Origin of the sequence: Cupriavidus basilensis, from assembly GCF_000832305.1 — a bacterium.
Taxonomy (GTDB): Bacteria; Pseudomonadota; Gammaproteobacteria; order Burkholderiales; family Burkholderiaceae; genus Cupriavidus; species Cupriavidus basilensis_F.
In genome coordinates, this window is the sequence record NZ_CP010536.1 from 72,603 (window position 1) to 86,938 (window position 14,336).

General features: G+C 66.5%; 14 protein-coding genes. 12 read left to right on the forward strand and 2 right to left on the reverse strand.

Going from position 1 to position 14,336, the window contains the following annotated elements:
• Nucleotides 1-64: 64 nt before the first annotated feature.
• The 3 genes from RR42_RS00235 to RR42_RS00245 all read left to right on the forward strand — a co-directional run bounded on the left by RR42_RS00235 (nucleotide 65) and on the right by RR42_RS00245 (nucleotide 3,500).
• Nucleotides 65-1,336 (forward strand): DUF445 domain-containing protein, encoded by a 1,272-nt coding sequence (locus RR42_RS00235; RefSeq protein ID WP_043342672.1) that lies wholly within the window; start codon nucleotides 65-67, stop codon nucleotides 1,334-1,336.
• 93 nt (nucleotides 1,337-1,429) lie between these two features.
• A complete protein-coding gene (locus RR42_RS00240; protein WP_043342674.1) occupies nucleotides 1,430-1,765 on the forward strand; it encodes a nucleotide pyrophosphohydrolase in 336 nt (111 codons plus the stop codon).
• 253 nt (nucleotides 1,766-2,018) lie between these two features.
• Nucleotides 2,019-3,500: a M81 family metallopeptidase gene (locus RR42_RS00245; protein ID WP_043342676.1), complete on the forward strand. Its 1,482-nt coding sequence runs from the start codon at nucleotides 2,019-2,021 to the stop codon at nucleotides 3,498-3,500.
• Nucleotides 3,501-3,517: 17 nt separating this feature from the next.
• On the opposite strand, the gene RR42_RS00250 is transcribed toward RR42_RS00245, so the two are convergent.
• Complete coding sequence (locus RR42_RS00250) at nucleotides 3,518-4,564, reverse strand: GntR family transcriptional regulator (RefSeq protein ID WP_043342678.1); 1,047 nt, start codon at nucleotides 4,562-4,564, stop codon at nucleotides 3,518-3,520.
• Nucleotides 4,565-4,835: 271 nt separating this feature from the next.
• On the opposite strand from RR42_RS00250, the gene RR42_RS00255 reads away from it, so the two are divergent.
• From RR42_RS00255 to RR42_RS00275, 5 genes are all read left to right on the forward strand, one after another.
• Entirely contained in the window at nucleotides 4,836-5,519 is a 684-nt protein-coding gene (locus tag RR42_RS00255; protein ID WP_043342681.1) for an amino acid ABC transporter permease, read from the forward strand.
• Nucleotides 5,520-5,574: 55 nt separating this feature from the next.
• Nucleotides 5,575-6,219, forward strand: coding sequence for an amino acid ABC transporter permease (locus tag RR42_RS00260; protein ID WP_043342683.1), 645 nt, complete (start codon nucleotides 5,575-5,577; stop codon nucleotides 6,217-6,219).
• 71 nt (nucleotides 6,220-6,290) lie between these two features.
• Nucleotides 6,291-7,019 carry an amino acid ABC transporter ATP-binding protein gene (locus RR42_RS00265; protein ID WP_043351097.1) on the forward strand — a complete coding sequence of 243 codons (729 nt, stop codon included), beginning with the start codon at nucleotides 6,291-6,293 and terminating at the stop codon, nucleotides 7,017-7,019.
• 66 nt (nucleotides 7,020-7,085) lie between these two features.
• Entirely contained in the window at nucleotides 7,086-7,883 is a 798-nt protein-coding gene (locus tag RR42_RS00270; protein WP_052494723.1) for a transporter substrate-binding domain-containing protein, read from the forward strand.
• A gap of 59 nt (nucleotides 7,884-7,942) precedes the next feature.
• Complete coding sequence (locus tag RR42_RS00275) at nucleotides 7,943-9,511, forward strand: UxaA family hydrolase (protein WP_043342685.1); 1,569 nt, start codon at nucleotides 7,943-7,945, stop codon at nucleotides 9,509-9,511.
• Between the two features lie 81 nt (nucleotides 9,512-9,592).
• On the opposite strand, the gene RR42_RS00280 is transcribed toward RR42_RS00275, so the two are convergent.
• Nucleotides 9,593-10,144, reverse strand: coding sequence for a glutathione peroxidase (locus RR42_RS00280; protein WP_043342687.1), 552 nt, complete (start codon nucleotides 10,142-10,144; stop codon nucleotides 9,593-9,595).
• 269 nt (nucleotides 10,145-10,413) lie between these two features.
• Between RR42_RS00280 and RR42_RS00285 the strand changes: the two genes are divergently transcribed.
• From RR42_RS00285 to RR42_RS00300, 4 genes are all read left to right on the forward strand, one after another.
• Complete coding sequence (locus RR42_RS00285) at nucleotides 10,414-10,683, forward strand: MoaD/ThiS family protein (RefSeq protein ID WP_043342689.1); 270 nt, start codon at nucleotides 10,414-10,416, stop codon at nucleotides 10,681-10,683.
• 43 nt (nucleotides 10,684-10,726) lie between these two features.
• A complete protein-coding gene (locus RR42_RS00290; protein ID WP_043342691.1) occupies nucleotides 10,727-11,881 on the forward strand; it encodes a WD40/YVTN/BNR-like repeat-containing protein in 1,155 nt (384 codons plus the stop codon).
• A 103-nt stretch (nucleotides 11,882-11,984) separates the two neighbouring features.
• Nucleotides 11,985-13,406, forward strand: coding sequence for an ATP-dependent RNA helicase DbpA (gene dbpA / locus RR42_RS00295; protein ID WP_043342693.1), 1,422 nt, complete (start codon nucleotides 11,985-11,987; stop codon nucleotides 13,404-13,406).
• Nucleotides 13,407-13,470: 64 nt separating this feature from the next.
• The gene (locus RR42_RS00300; RefSeq protein ID WP_043342696.1) at nucleotides 13,471-14,319 is read left to right on the forward strand and encodes a PA4780 family RIO1-like protein kinase; all 849 of its coding nucleotides are present in this window, start codon (nucleotides 13,471-13,473) and stop codon (nucleotides 14,317-14,319) included.
• Nucleotides 14,320-14,336 lie beyond the last annotated feature (17 nt).

The following is a 14,336-nucleotide window of genomic DNA, read 5'->3' on the forward strand; positions in this document are numbered from 1 at the left end:
TGTCCGGAATGCAATCCATGATGGCGCTCCCATCTCCAAGCCCGGCAACGGGGCCCGGTATCCCATGCATCAGGAAGAAGAACTCAGGGTCGCAAAGCGCAAGGCATTGGCCTTGCTGCTGTTCGCGTTTGCCGTTTTCGTCACCACGGTCCTGCTGCCGCGCGCGCCTTTGACGGATGGCGTGCGGGCGGCGGCGGAGGCGGCGCTGGTTGGCGGGCTGGCGGACTGGTTTGCCGTGGCGGCGCTGTTCCGGCGGATTCCGTTGCCGGGCTTTGCGCGCCACACCAACATCATCATCCGCAAGCGCGACGATATCGCGGATGGCCTTGCGGTGTTCGTGAAGGAGAAGTTCCTGGACGTGCAGTCCGTGGTTGCGCTGATCGAGCGGCACAATCCGGCGCTGGTGGTCACCCGCTGGCTGGAGTCGCCCGCCAACGCGCGGCAGATCGGTGATGTGGTGGTGAAGCTCGCGAGCGGCATGCTGGATGTGATGGATGAGCGCAATATCCAGTCGCTGCTGAAGCGGGCGGTGGATACGATGATCGACAAGGTCGATCTGTCGGAGTCCGCGGCGGCCATCCTCGACAGCCTGACCGCGAACGATCGGCACCAGGCGCTGCTCGATGAGACCATCGCGCAGTTGATCGCCCTGCTCAACGAGCCCCCGGCCCGTGCTTTTATCTCGGAGCGGATCGTGGCGTGGCTGAAGAGCGATCACCCCAGGAAGGAGCGGCTGCTTCCCACCGAGTGGATCGGGAGCAATGGCGCTGACATGATTTCCGCGGCGCTGAGCCGTGTGCTGACCCAGATCGAGGGCGATGCCGATCACGCGCTGCGCAAGCGCTTCGATGCGGCCGTGCGGCGTTTGATTCAACGGCTGAAGGACGATGCCACATTCCACGCCAAGGCCGAGGCGCTGAAGGCGCACCTGAAGCAGGATGGGACGCTGAACGCCTATGTCGGCGGGCTTTGGGCCGAGTGGCGCGATGGGTTCAAGCGCGACCTGGCGCGCGAGGATTCCGCCACGCACCGCAAGGTGGCGGCGGCGGGCCAGTGGATCGGCGCGGAGCTGGCGCGCAACGCGTCCCTGCGCGCATCGCTCAACGATCACCTGCGCGATGCGGCGCGCAACATGGCGCCGGACTTTGCGGAGTTCATCACGCGGCATATCAGCAGCACCATCCGCAGCTGGGATGCGCGCGACATGTCCAGGCAGATCGAGCTGAACGTGGGCAAGGACCTGCAGTACATCCGCATGAACGGCACGGTGGTCGGCGGGCTGATCGGCGCGGCGCTGTACCTGATCGCGCAGCTGCCGGCGTGGCTCGCCCGCTAGGCCTTAGTTTTGCCTTGCCAGCCAGAACCTGTCAGGGCCGCTTGCAATCGTGGTTCAATAGGCCCGGTACTTATTTTTTTGCAGTGAACCATCATGACCCTGATCGACATCAAGACGCTCCAGCAAGCGGCCGCCGCATTTGGCGAGGCCCGTGGCTGGGGCAAGTATCACAGCCCCAAGAACCTGGCCATGGCGCTGAGCGTGGAAGTGGCCGAACTGGTCGAGATCTTCCAGTGGAAGACGGAGGAGGAGGCGCGCGGCATCATGTCCACGGACGAGCGCGCGCACGTGGAGCAGGAGCTGGCGGACATCACGATCTACCTGGCGCAGTTGCTGACCGCGCTCGATGTTGACCTGAACGCGGCAGTGAAGGCCAAGATGGAGATGAATGCGGTGAAGTACCCGGCGAAGACGGGCGGCACGGATTGAGGTGGGGGGCGCCAGGGCAGCGGCGCCAGGGCCGTGGCGCCGCCCGGGAGGCCTTCTGCCCGCCACGCGCCGCGCGATGCAATTCCGGTCCCCCTCTTTCTCACCGTTCCATCCCGGGCCACATGCCGGTAGACTTTGGTCGTTGCATCGGGGCCATGCCAGTCATTGGCCGCCGATGCCGCATCGCTGGTCCCCATCCCCCGTTCCGGCCGGACATTCCCGGCCGCTTCCATGCTGGAGCCCCCGCACCGCCATGAAGATCCTGATCGCACGACTGAACCACGAAACCAATACCTTCTCGCCGGTGGCGACGCCGCTGTCGTCCTTTCAGCCGCAATACGGCGAGGACGCGTATCGGGCGAGCAAGGGCACGCGCACGGCCATCGGTGCCTTTATCGACCTGGCCGAGGCGGCCGGCGCGGAGCTGGTGGTGCCGGTCACGGCCAGCGCCAACCCGAGCGGGCGCGTGGCGGCCGATGCGTATGCGGCCTTGTGCGATGCCATCGTGTCGGCAGCGCCCGGGTGCGATGCCGTGATGCTCGACCTGCACGGCGCCATGGTCGCGCAGAACAGCGACGACGGCGAGGGTGAGCTGCTGGCGCGCCTGCGCGAAGTGCTGCCGCACGCGCCGATTGCCGTTGCGCTGGACCTGCACGGCAACGTGACGCAGGCCATGATCGATCACGCGGATATCGCGGTCAGCTTCAAGACCTATCCGCACGTGGACATGTACGAGACCGGCGAGCACGCCGGCCGCCTGCTGATGCGCATGCTCGAGCAAAAGGCGCGGCCCGCGCTGGCCTGGCGGCGCCTGCCGATGGTCACGCACACACTGCGCAGCAATACCGGCGAAGGCGCGATGCAGCGCGCGGTGGCGGCGGCCAGGCAGGCCGAGGCCGACGGCATGCTGGCGGTGTCGGTGCTGGCCGGCTTCGGGCTGGCGGATATCGCGGCGCCTTGCCTGAGCGTGCTGGTGGTGGCCGACGGCGGCCAGGCCGCGGCGCAGGCAGCGGCCGACAAGCTTGCCGCGCAGATCTGGGCGGAGCGCGCGGGCTTTGTCTATGAGAGCGAGCCGCTGGCTGAATCGATTGCGCGCGCCGCGCAGCTGGCCGCGCAGGGCGGCAGCGGGCCGGTGCTGTTGCTGGACCATGGCGACAACTGCATGTCGGGCGGCACCTGCGACGATATGCAGGTCCTGCGCGAAGCCTTGCGGCAGGGATTGTCCGGCATCGCCGTGGGGCCGGTATGCGACCCGCAGGCCGTAGCCGCGATGATCGAGGCCGGCGTGGATGCCAGCGTGACGCTGCCGGTGGGCAACAAGGTGCCGCTGACCCAGCTTGGCATCTTCCCGACGCCGCTGACCCTGACCGGCCGGGTGGCCGCCATCAGCAATGGCGAATACGTGATCAGCGGCCCGACCTACACCGGCGCGCGCATTCGCATGGGCCGCACCGTGCTGCTCGATATCGGCGCGGCGCGGGTGGTGGTGACTGAGACCCCGCAGGAGCACTGGGACCTGGGCATCTTTACCCATATTGGCGTGGATCCCTTGGCGCAGCGTTTCCTGTTGCTGAAGTCGCGCATGTACTGCCGGCCGGTGTTCGTGCCGATCGCAAAGGCGGTGGTGGAGTGCGATGGCGGTGGCGTGACGAGTTCGCGCTACGCGCAGTTCCCGTTTGCGCGTCTGACGCGGCCGGTGTATCCGCTGGAGGCGGACGTGACCTTGGGCGCGTAGCTGGCCGCCCGACCTGCTCACGCGATATACGAAACCTCGGGCAGCGCGAACGTCTCGCGCACCAGTTCCGCGCGCCGGGTCACTTTCTCGCAGGATAGTTCCAGATGGTCGCGCAGCAGGCCGGCGGCCTTGCGCGGCGCGCCATCGGCGGCTGCCTGCAGCACGGCGATGTGCTCGGACATGAAGGGGTCCGCTTCCGGCATCGGCGTGGATACACCCAGCACGTGCTTGCTCAGCGTGAGGATGCAGCGTGTGCGCTGCAGGCTGCCGAGCAATTCCTTGTTGGGGCACTGCGAGAGCAGCTGCACGTGCAGGTCATGCTCCAGGTTGTCCATGGCAGTGCGGCTGACCTTGGGGTAGACGCGCTGTGCCTTGTGCAGGTCGCCGATCATCCGCTCGATCTCCACGCGATCTGCATGACCGATGGCGGCGCGCAGCGCGGCGGGTTCGACCAATGAGCGCAGTTCGTAAAGATCATGGATGCGCTTGGCGTCCAGCGCCGTGATGACCCAGCGCAGGCGCTCGTCCTTCTCCAGGATGCCCAAGCTCTCCAGGCGCAACAATACGTCGCGCACCACGGTGCGGCCCACATTGAAGTGGCGGGCCAGTTCGATCTCGTTGACGCGATAACGGCCGAACACCGACAGGTGCACCAGGTCGCGCTCCACTTCGTCGTAGATCACTTCCCAGCCCAGCGTCTTGCGCGCGACATCCGGTTCGCGGTCCACGCCCAGCATGGCTGGGTCCAGCGCAATGCGCCGGGGCGCGGTGCCCGCGGGCCCTGCGACGAAGCCGCGCCCTTCGAAGCGGCTGACCACGCCATCGGCTTCCAGCTCGCGCAGGGCCTGGCGCACCGGCGAGCGGGTGGAGCGCAGGATCTCGGCCAGATGCCCCTCCAGCAATACCGTGCCCTGCTCAAGCGAGCCTTCCACGATGGCCTTGCGCAGCAGATCGACGATGACGGCGTAGATCGGCGCGTGCCGTTGCGCCTCGTCGGCATCTTGCGTCAGTGCGAAGGGGGCGGTGCGCTTGTCTTGTCGCGCGGCCGTCGATGGACTCGGCACGTTGTCTCCGGATCGGTTGGCGGGTTTGGGTGGCGTTGGGTGCTGCGTCAGGCGCGTCGCTCGCGGAGTCGGCATGGTGCCAGGGATCGGGCGGCGCATGAACACATGATACACGGGTATTTCCGCATATTGACGATTGCCGGCAATCGTCATATATTTCGGTCCATGCCGGTGCAAAGCCGCATCGAGACGAGAACAAGACACCGAGACAGGGTGGCGGCCAAGCCGGCGCTGCCCGCGAAAGAGCAAAAGCGCAAAAGGGCACATCCCCATGGACTACCAGTTCGATTTCAGCTTCCTGGGCGCCAACTGGCGCGAACTGCTCGACGGGGCATGGTTGACCCTGCGCATGTCTGTTGCGACCATCGTGCTTGGCTTTGTGCTGGGCACGGCGCTGGCGGTGGTGCGCACGCAAGGCCCGGCCTGGGCGCGCCGCTGCGTCACGGGATATGTGGATGTGATTCGCAATACGCCGCTGGTGATCCAGGCGTTCTGGCTGTTCTTCGGGCTGGCGGCGGTGCATGTGCGCGTGCCGGCGATGGCGGCGGCGGTGCTGGCGCTGGTGGTCAACGTATCGGCCTATACCACGGAGATCGTGCGCGCGGGCATCGAGTCGGTGCCGCGCGGCCAGCTGGAGGCGGCGTCGTGCCTGGGTCTGTCGCGCGGGCAGGTGCTGCGCCTGGTGGTGCTGCCGCAGGCGGTGGAGCGCATGTACCCGGCGCTGATCAGCCAGTTCGTGCTGATGATGCTGGCCACCTCGATCATGTCGCAGATCTCGGCGGAAGAACTCACCGCCGTGGGCTATCGCATCCAGTCGGAGACCTTCCGCGGTTTTGAGATCTACATCGTCATCGCCGTGGTCTACCTGCTGCTGTCGTGGCTGTTGCGGCTATCGATGGCGGGCGTGGGTGCCATTGCTTTCACGCGCCGCCGGCGCCTGAAGACGGCGCTCTGATTCCTTCCCTCCCTCCTTCCCTCCTTCCTTCTACTTCGACGCGGAGCCAAGCATCATGTCCAGCCTTTCCCTGGATCAAGTCTTGTTTATCCTGCGCGGCGCCGGCTGGACCCTGTTGCTGTCGGCCATGGGCTTTATCGGCGGCGCGCTGGCGGGCCTGCCGCTGGCACTGGCACGCAGCCGCGGCGGGCGCGTGCTGCGCACGGTCACCGGCGCCTTCGTGCAACTGGTGCAGGGCGTGCCGCTGCCGGTGATCATGTTCGTGGTGTATTTCGGCATCAGCGTGGGCGGCTTCGAGCTGCCCGCGCTGGTGGCCGCCGGCATTGCCATGACGGCGTATTCCTGCGCCTACCTAGCCGAGATCTGGAAGGGCTGCATCCAGGCCGTGCCGCGCACACAGTGGGAGGCGGCCGAGTGCCTGGCGCTCACGCCGCTGCAGCGTGTGGTGCACGTGATCCTGCCGCAGGCCGCGCGTATCGCGGTGGCGCCCACGGTGGGCTTCCTGGTGCAGATCGTGAAGAACTCCTCGTACGCGGTGGTGATCGGCTTCTTCGACCTGACCTATTCGGCACGGGTGGTGAACAACTCCACCTTTGAGCCCTTCGTGGTGTTTTCCATCGCGGCGGTGCTGTATTTCGCCATCTGCTATCCGCTGTCGACGCTGTCGTACAAGCTGGAGCGCCGCTTCAAGCGGGGTTGAAAGCGGGCATGAAAGCGCGCATGAAGGCGGACCCGAATCAGCGAGAACCAAAAGACATCATGGAGACAAGCATGGAAGACATCGTCCGCTTCGACAAGGTGAGCAAATCCTTCGGGCAGGTGGAAATCCTCAAGGGCGTGAGTTTCTCGGTGCGCGCCGGCGAGGTGGTGGCGCTGATCGGGCGCAGCGGCTCGGGCAAGAGCACGGCCCTGCGCTGCATCAACGGCCTGGAACGCGTGAACGGCGGCGCGCTGCATGTATGCGGCCGCGCCATGCACGAAGACAACGTGCCGCTGGGAGAGCTGCGCAAGGAAGTGGGCATCGTGTTCCAGAGCTACAACCTGTTCCCGCACCTCACCGTGGAAGAAAACGTCATGCTGGCGCCGCGCAAGGTCAAGGGCGTCGGCAAGAAGGAAGCGCGCGAGCTGGCCATGCATGTGCTCAAGCAGGTTGGCATGGAAGAGCGCGCCGGCTATTACCCGGAGCAGCTGTCCGGCGGCCAGCAGCAGCGCGTGGCCATTGCCCGCTCGCTGGCGATGCGGCCGCGCCTGATGCTGTTCGATGAAGTCACCTCGGCGCTGGATCCCGAGCTCACCGGCGAGGTGCTCAAGGTGATCGAGCGGCTGGCCGAAAAGGGCATGACCATGGTGCTGGTCACGCACGAGATGGCGTTCGCGCGCTCGGTGGCGGACCAGATCATGTTCATGCACCAGGGCATCGTCTGGGAAGGCGGCAGCGGCAAGCTGCTGGATGAGCCTTCGACGCCGGAGCTCAAGCAGTTCGTCGGCAACGGCCTTTGATTTCGCGCTAGCTGCCTGCTAGCCCGCACAACTCAACCTACACAACGCAGACACCCCATGTACCCTATGCACCTCAACCACCGCCTGCTCGGCTCGCTCGCCGCCCTGCTGCTCGTTGGCGCATCCGTCAGCGCCTGGTCCGATACGCTCGATACCATCAAGCAACGCAAGAAGATCCTGGTCGCCGTGGATATCGGCGCGCCGCCCTACGGCATGCTCGACGCGCAGGCCAAGCAAAGCGGCTCGGACGTGGAGACCGCCCGCCTGCTGGCCAAGGACCTCGGCGTGGAACTGGAGATCGTGCCGGTGACCGGCCCCAATCGCGTGCCCTTCCTGCTGACCAGGAAGGCGGACGTGGTGCTGGCTTCGTTCTCGGTCACCGACGAGCGCAAGAAGGTGATCGACTTCTCGGATCCCTACGGCGTGATCCCGGTTGTGGTGGGCGGGCCCGCAAAGTCCAGCCTCAAGAGCTTTGCCGACCTCTCCGGCAAGACCATCGCCGTCACGCGCGGTACCACCAGCGACCAGGAGCTCAGCCGTGGCGCCAAGGAAGTCCAGGGCCTGAACATCGTGCGCTACGAGGACGATGCCACCACCAACACCGCGGTCGCCACCGGCCAGCAGGACTACCTGGCCGCCGCCATCAGCGTGATTCCCGCGGTGAAGAAGAGCAATCCCACGCGCGACCTCGAAACCAAGTTCGTGATGAAATCCTATCCCTATGCCATTGGCCTGCGCAAGGGCGATGCCGCGCTGAAGAACTGGCTGGACGGCTGGGTCAAGGCCAACCTGAAAAACGGCAAGATCAACGACATCTACAAGCATTACTTCGGCATCGGGCTGCCGGAAGACATGATCAAGTAAGGATCAGGCAAGGCCCGCAAGCACTGGCAGGGCGACCATCACACCGCGAGACATTCCTCATGACAACAGACCCCCTTGCCGCCAATCCCGTGCAGGCCCCACGTACCTCCCACACCATCCGCCTGCATCCTGATGACGACGTGGTGATCGCGCGGGACCAGATGGTGGCCGGCACGCCGATCGCCGACGAAGGCGTGACCGTGATCGGACTGGTCCCGCCCGGCCACAAGATCGCCACCCGTGCGATCGCCAATGGCGAGGCGGTTCGGCGCTACGGCCAGATCATCGGCTTCGCCAGCCAGGATATCCGCGCCGGCCAGCACGTGCATACCCACAACCTCGCCATGGGCGACTTCACGCGGGACTATGCGTTCAGCGCGGAGGCCCGCGTGGTGCGGCCGGCGGCGCAGCCGGCCACGTTCGACGGCATCAAGCGCGCCGACGGCGGCGTGGCTACGCGTAACTACATTGGCATCCTTACCTCGGTGAACTGCTCGGCCACGGTGGCGCGCGCCATCGCGGACCACTTCCGCCGCGACATCCATCCCCAGGCGCTGGCCGCCTATCCCAATGTGGACGGCGTGGTGGCCCTCACGCACGGTGTGGGCTGCGCGGTGGATCCGCAGGGCGAGGGGCTGGCGGTGCTGCAGCGCACGCTGGGCGGCTATGCGTGCCATCCCAACTTTGCCAGCGTGCTGGTGATCGGGCTTGGCTGCGAAACCAACCAGATCTCCGCGCTGCTGGCCACGCAGGGGCTCGCGCACAGTGACCGGCTGCAGACCTTCACCATCCAGGACACTGGCGGCACCACCAAGACCATTGCCCATGGCATCGAGCTGATCAAGGCGATGCTGCCGAAGGCCAACGCGGTGGAGCGCCAGCCGGTGCCGGCGCACCATCTGGTGGTGGGCCTGCAATGCGGTGGCTCGGATGGCTACTCGGGCATCTCGGCCAACCCGGTGCTGGGTGCGGCGGTGGATCTGTTGGTGCGCAATGGCGGCACCGCGATCCTCTCCGAGACGCCGGAGATCTACGGCGCCGAGCACTTGCTGACACGGCGCGCGCAAACGCCAGAGATCGGCAGGAAGCTGGTGGCGCGCATCCGCTGGTGGGAGGCCTATTGCGAGCGCCACGGTGCCAGCATGGACAACAATCCCTCCGCCGGCAACAAGGCGGGCGGCCTGACCACGGTACTGGAAAAATCGCTGGGCGGCATCGCCAAGGGCGGCTCCACCAATCTCGCCGAAGTGTACGAGTATGCGCAGCCCGTCCGCGTGCGCGGCCTGGTCTTCATGGACACACCAGGCTACGACCCGATCTCCGCCACCGGGCAGGTGGCCGGCGGTGCCAACCTGATCTGCTTCACCACTGGCCGGGGCTCTGCCTATGGCTGCGCGCCATCGCCCTCGGTCAAGCTTGCCACCAACACGGCGCTATGGCAGCGCCAGTCGGACGACATGGACCTGAACTGCGGCACGGTACTGGACGGCAGCGCCACCATCGCCGAACTCGGCGCGGCGCTGTTCGAGCTGATGCTGGACACGGCCTCCGGAAAGCGTTCGCGCAGCGAGTTGCATGGCTACGGCCAGAATGAGTTCGTGCCCTGGCAACTGGGGGCCATTACCTGAGGGCAGTGGCTGGAACGTCAACAAGCGGGCGGTCCCGCCCAGCAGGGTCGCCCGCTTGCTGTCACGCCAAAACCCAGCCGGTCAGCGGCCCTGGCCCAGCGCCGCATCGATCGCCTCAAGCAGGCGCGGATCGTTCGCCGCGACGTCCGGCGCGAAGCGCGCTACCACGTTGCCTTCCCGGTCGATCAGGAACTTCTCGAAGTTCCACAGCACATCGGTGGCGTTCTCCGGGTTCACGCCGTAGCCCTTCAGGCGCTCACGGAAAGGGCCGTCGCCGATGGCGGCCGGCTGCGCTTGCGTCAACGCCGCGTACAACGGATGCTGGTCCGGCCCGAGCACCGACACCTTCGAGAACATCGGGAAGTGCACGTCGTAGGTCAGCGTGCAGAATTCCTGGATCTGCGCCTCGTCGCCCGGCTCCTGGCCCTTGAAGTTGTTGGCCGGGAATCCCAGTACCTCCAGGCCCTCGGCGCGCTTGGCCTGGTACAGCGCTTCGAGCCCTTCGTACTGGGGCGTCAGGCCGCACTTCGATGCCACGTTCACAACCAGCAGCACACGAGCGCGAAAATCCGCGAGCCGGCTGTCGGTACCGTCGATGCGTTTCAGGGGGATGTCGTACAAGGTGCTTGCCATTTTTCGTCCTTACGTGATCGCTACGGATTCCATGGAGCCGACAGTATGCGGGGCCTGGATGATTCTTGCTCGGCACGTCGCGGGTCGGTGGGGGGCGGATGCAAGGAGCGGGGGCAGCGCGCCAGCCCGCAAGGTATCTGCCGATCTGGCGCGCCACCACCCGAATCACCGCCACTGCGCGCAACCGCACACCCATTCCCCCGCAGTATTTCCTAAACTGCAAGACACTCGCCATTACGGCCGGCGCTCCCCGCGCTGGCGCTTCCGCCATGCCGCGCCTTGTCTTTGCTTCTGCGATCCAGCGCCATATCCCGAGCCCGGAGCGGGAAGTGCCCGCGGCTACCGTTTGCGCCGCGCTGGAGATGGCGTTTCGGGAGCAGCCGGAGTTGCGCGGCTATATCCTCGATGATCAGGGCCAGTTGCGCCGGCACCTGGCGGTGTTTGTGGATGGCTCGGCCATTCGCGACCGCCGGCGCATGAGCGATCGCGTGGGCGCCAGCAGCCAGATCTTTGTGGTGCAGGCGCTGTCAGGCGGTTGACGGCTTGCCGCTGAAGGCTCGGCGTTCAAGCGTGGAGGTCAGCATGAACGATCAACTGCTCATTGGCACGCGCAAGGGCTTGTTGATGCTGCGGCGCGACAGCGCGCTCGGCTGGCATCAGGAGTCGGTGCATTTCCTGGGCGAGCCCGTCAGCATGACGCTGGCCGATCCGCGTGACGGTGCCTTGTATGCGGCACTTAACCTTGGGCATTTTGGCGTCAAGCTATGGCGGCGCAGGGCGCGCGGCGTGCCGTGGGAGGCTTGCGCGGTGCCGGTTTATCCGCCCCAGCCAGAGCCGGATCCGTCCAGGGAAGCGGCCGTGCCGGGCGTACCCATCCCTGCGCAAACCGGCGATGCCGCGGTTGCCGCGCCGCCGGTGCCGTGGTCCTTGCAGCAGATCTGGTCGATGGAAACCGGCGGGGCTGATGAGCCCGGCGTGCTGTGGGCCGGCACCTTGCCGGGTGGCTTGTTCCGCTCTGGCGACGGCGGCGCCAGCTGGGCGCTGAACCGGCCGCTGTGGGACCGCCCCGAGCGCAGCGAGTGGTTCGGCGGCGGCTACGATGTGCCAGGCATCCACTCCATCTGCGTGGATCCGCACGATAGCCGCCACGTCACCGTGGCCGTGTCGTGCGGCGGTGTGTGGCAGACGCGCGATGGTGGCGGGAACTGGGCCTGCACGGCGAGCGGCATGGTGGCCGACTACATGCCACCGGAGCGGCGGGAGGACGGCAATATCCAGGATCCGCACCGGCTGGCGCAATGTGCCGGCCATCCGCATGCGATGTGGGTGCAGCACCATGGCGGGATCTTTCGCTCTGGCGATGCGGGCATGCACTGGCAACGCTTGCAAGCCAAGCCGTCGAGCTTCGGCTTTGCGGTGGCGGCGCATCCGCGCAGGCCCAATACCGCGTGGTTCGTGCCGGCAGACAAGGATGCATGCCGCGTGCCGGTGGACGGCAAGCTGGTGGTCACCCGCACACGCGACGGCGGGGTGAGTTTCGAGGCATTCTCCGAGGGGCTGCCGGCGGCGCCGTCGTATGACCTGATCTACCGGCACGGGCTGGCGGTGGACCATACCGGCGAGCGGCTTGCCATGGGGTCCACCACCGGCGGCCTGTGGATATCGGAGAGCGGCGGGGAGCGCTGGAAGCTGTTCTCGGCACATCTGCCGCCGATTTACTGCGTGCGCTTTGTTTGAGTTGTCCGCGCCAGGGGCAAATAGAGGCCGGGAGACGGCTGGAGACGGCCGGATGCGGCAAATTGACGACAGAAGCGCGGCAGCCAGCCCGGTATAATCCGGCATGACCTCAAGCCCTACCCAATCCGCAGCGCCCGCCGCTGCCGGCGCCTCTTTCTCCAAACTGCCCCTTTCGCCCGCCACGCTGGCGACGCTGGAGCAGCTCGGCTACCAGACCATGACCCCGATCCAGGCGGCCAGCCTGCCGATCGCGCTGGCCGGCCAGGACCTGATCGCGCAGGCCAAGACCGGCAGCGGCAAGACCGCCGCCTTCGCGCTGGCGCTGCTCAACCGCCTCGATGCGCGCCGTTTCGACGTGCAGGCGCTGGTGCTGTGCCCCACGCGTGAACTGGCCGACCAGGTCACGCAGGAAATCCGCCGCCTGGCGCGCGCGGAAGAAAACATCAAGATCCTGACGCTGTGCGGCGGCTCGCCGATGCGCCCCCAGGCCGACAGCCTGGCGCATGGCGCACATATCGCCGTGGGCACGCCCGGCCGCATCATGGATCACCTGGAGCGCGGCACGCTGAACCTGGATGCGCTCAACACGCTGGTGCTGGACGAAGCCGACCGCATGCTCGACATGGGCTTCTTCGACGACATCGCCTATGTGGCGAGCCACTGCCCCAAGGAGCGCCAGACGCTGCTGTTCTCGGCCACTTATCCCGAAGGCATCGCCAAACTCAGCCAGCAGTTCCTGCGCAAGCCGCGCGAGGTCAAGCTGGAAGAGCAGCACGACGACAGCAAGATCCGCCAGCGCTTCTTCGAGGTGGCCGACAGCGACCGCCTGAACGCCGTGGGCCTGCTGCTCAACCATTTCCGCCCGGTCAGCACGCTGGCCTTCTGCAACACCAAGGCCCGCTGCCGCGACCTGGTCGACCTGCTGCGCGCGCAAGGCTTCGAAGCCCTGGCGCTGCACGGCGAGCTGGACCAGCGCGAGCGCGACCAGGTGCTGGTGCAGTTCGCCAACCGCAGCTGCTCGGTGCTGGTCGCCACCGACGTGGCCGCGCGCGGGCTGGACATTGCCCAGCTCGAAGCGGTGATCAACGTCGACGTCACGCCCGACCCCGAGGTCTATGTCCACCGCATCGGCCGCACCGGACGCGCGGACCAGGATGGCTGGGCGCTTAGCCTGGCGAGCATGAACGAGATGGGCCGCGTGGGCAATATCGAGCAGGCCATGGGCGCCGAGATGGAGTGGCAGCCCTTGTCCGACCTGACTCCCGCCAGCAACGAGCGCCTGCTGCCCCCCATGGTCACGCTGCAGATCCTTGGCGGGCGCAAGGAAAAGATGCGCCCCGGCGACATCCTCGGCGCGCTCACCGGCGACGCAGGCTACGCCAAGCACCAGATCGGCAAGATCAACGTGATGGACATGTCCACCTACGTGGCGGTCGAGCGTTCGATCGGGCGCGAGGCGATGCGCAAGCTGAATGACGGCACAGTGAAGGGCAAGCGCGTGAAAGTGCGCATGCTGACGGAATAACGGTGGCCGCGACGCTGCTGTCCCCGCGCATGGCGCGCTCGCCCTGCCCGCTTGGTGCTGCCCGATGAAAACGCCGAAGCGGCTGCAGCCGCTGGTCGAAGACGGCCTGGTCGATGAGGTGTTGCGCCAGCTGATGAGTGGCAAGGAAGCCACCGTCTATGTGGTGCGCAGCGGTGGCGAGATCCGTTGCGCCAAGGTCTACAAGGATGCCGCGCAACGCAGCTTCCGCCAGGCCTCGACCTACCAGGAAGGGCGCAAGGTCAAGAACAGCCGGCAGGCGCGCGCCATGGAAAAAGGCACGCGCTACGGGCGCAAGGTGGCGGAAGAAGCCTGGCACAACGCGGAGGTGGATGCGCTGTACCGCCTTGCCGCCGCCGGCGTGCGCGTGCCCACGCCGCATCTGTGCTTCGAGGGCGTGCTGCTGATGGAGCTGGTGGTGGATGCCCAAGGCAATGCCGCGCCGCGCCTGAACGACGTGGCGCTGAGCCCGGAGCAGGCGGTGGCATTCCACGACGCGCTGATCGAGCAGGTGATCCTGATGCTGTGCGCCGGCGTGGTGCACGGCGACCTCTCCGAATTCAACATCCTGGTGGATGCCGACGGCCCGGTCATCATCGACCTGCCGCAGGCGGTGGATGCCGCCGGCAACAGCGAAGCCAGCGCCATGCTGGAGCGCGATGTGGATAACCTTGCGTTTTACTTCGGCCAGTTTGCGCCGGCGCTCAACGGTACGCAGTACGGCAAGGAAATCTGGGCGCTTTACCAGGCCGGCTTGCTGCATCCTGGCGTGAAGCTGACCGGCCAGGTTGCCGTGGACGACACCCCGGTGGACGTGCAAGCCGTGCTGGCGGAAGTCGAAGACGTGATCCTGGAAGAAGAGGCGCGCCAGCGCTACCTGCAAAGCGCGGAGTGACTGGCTGGCCGGATCAT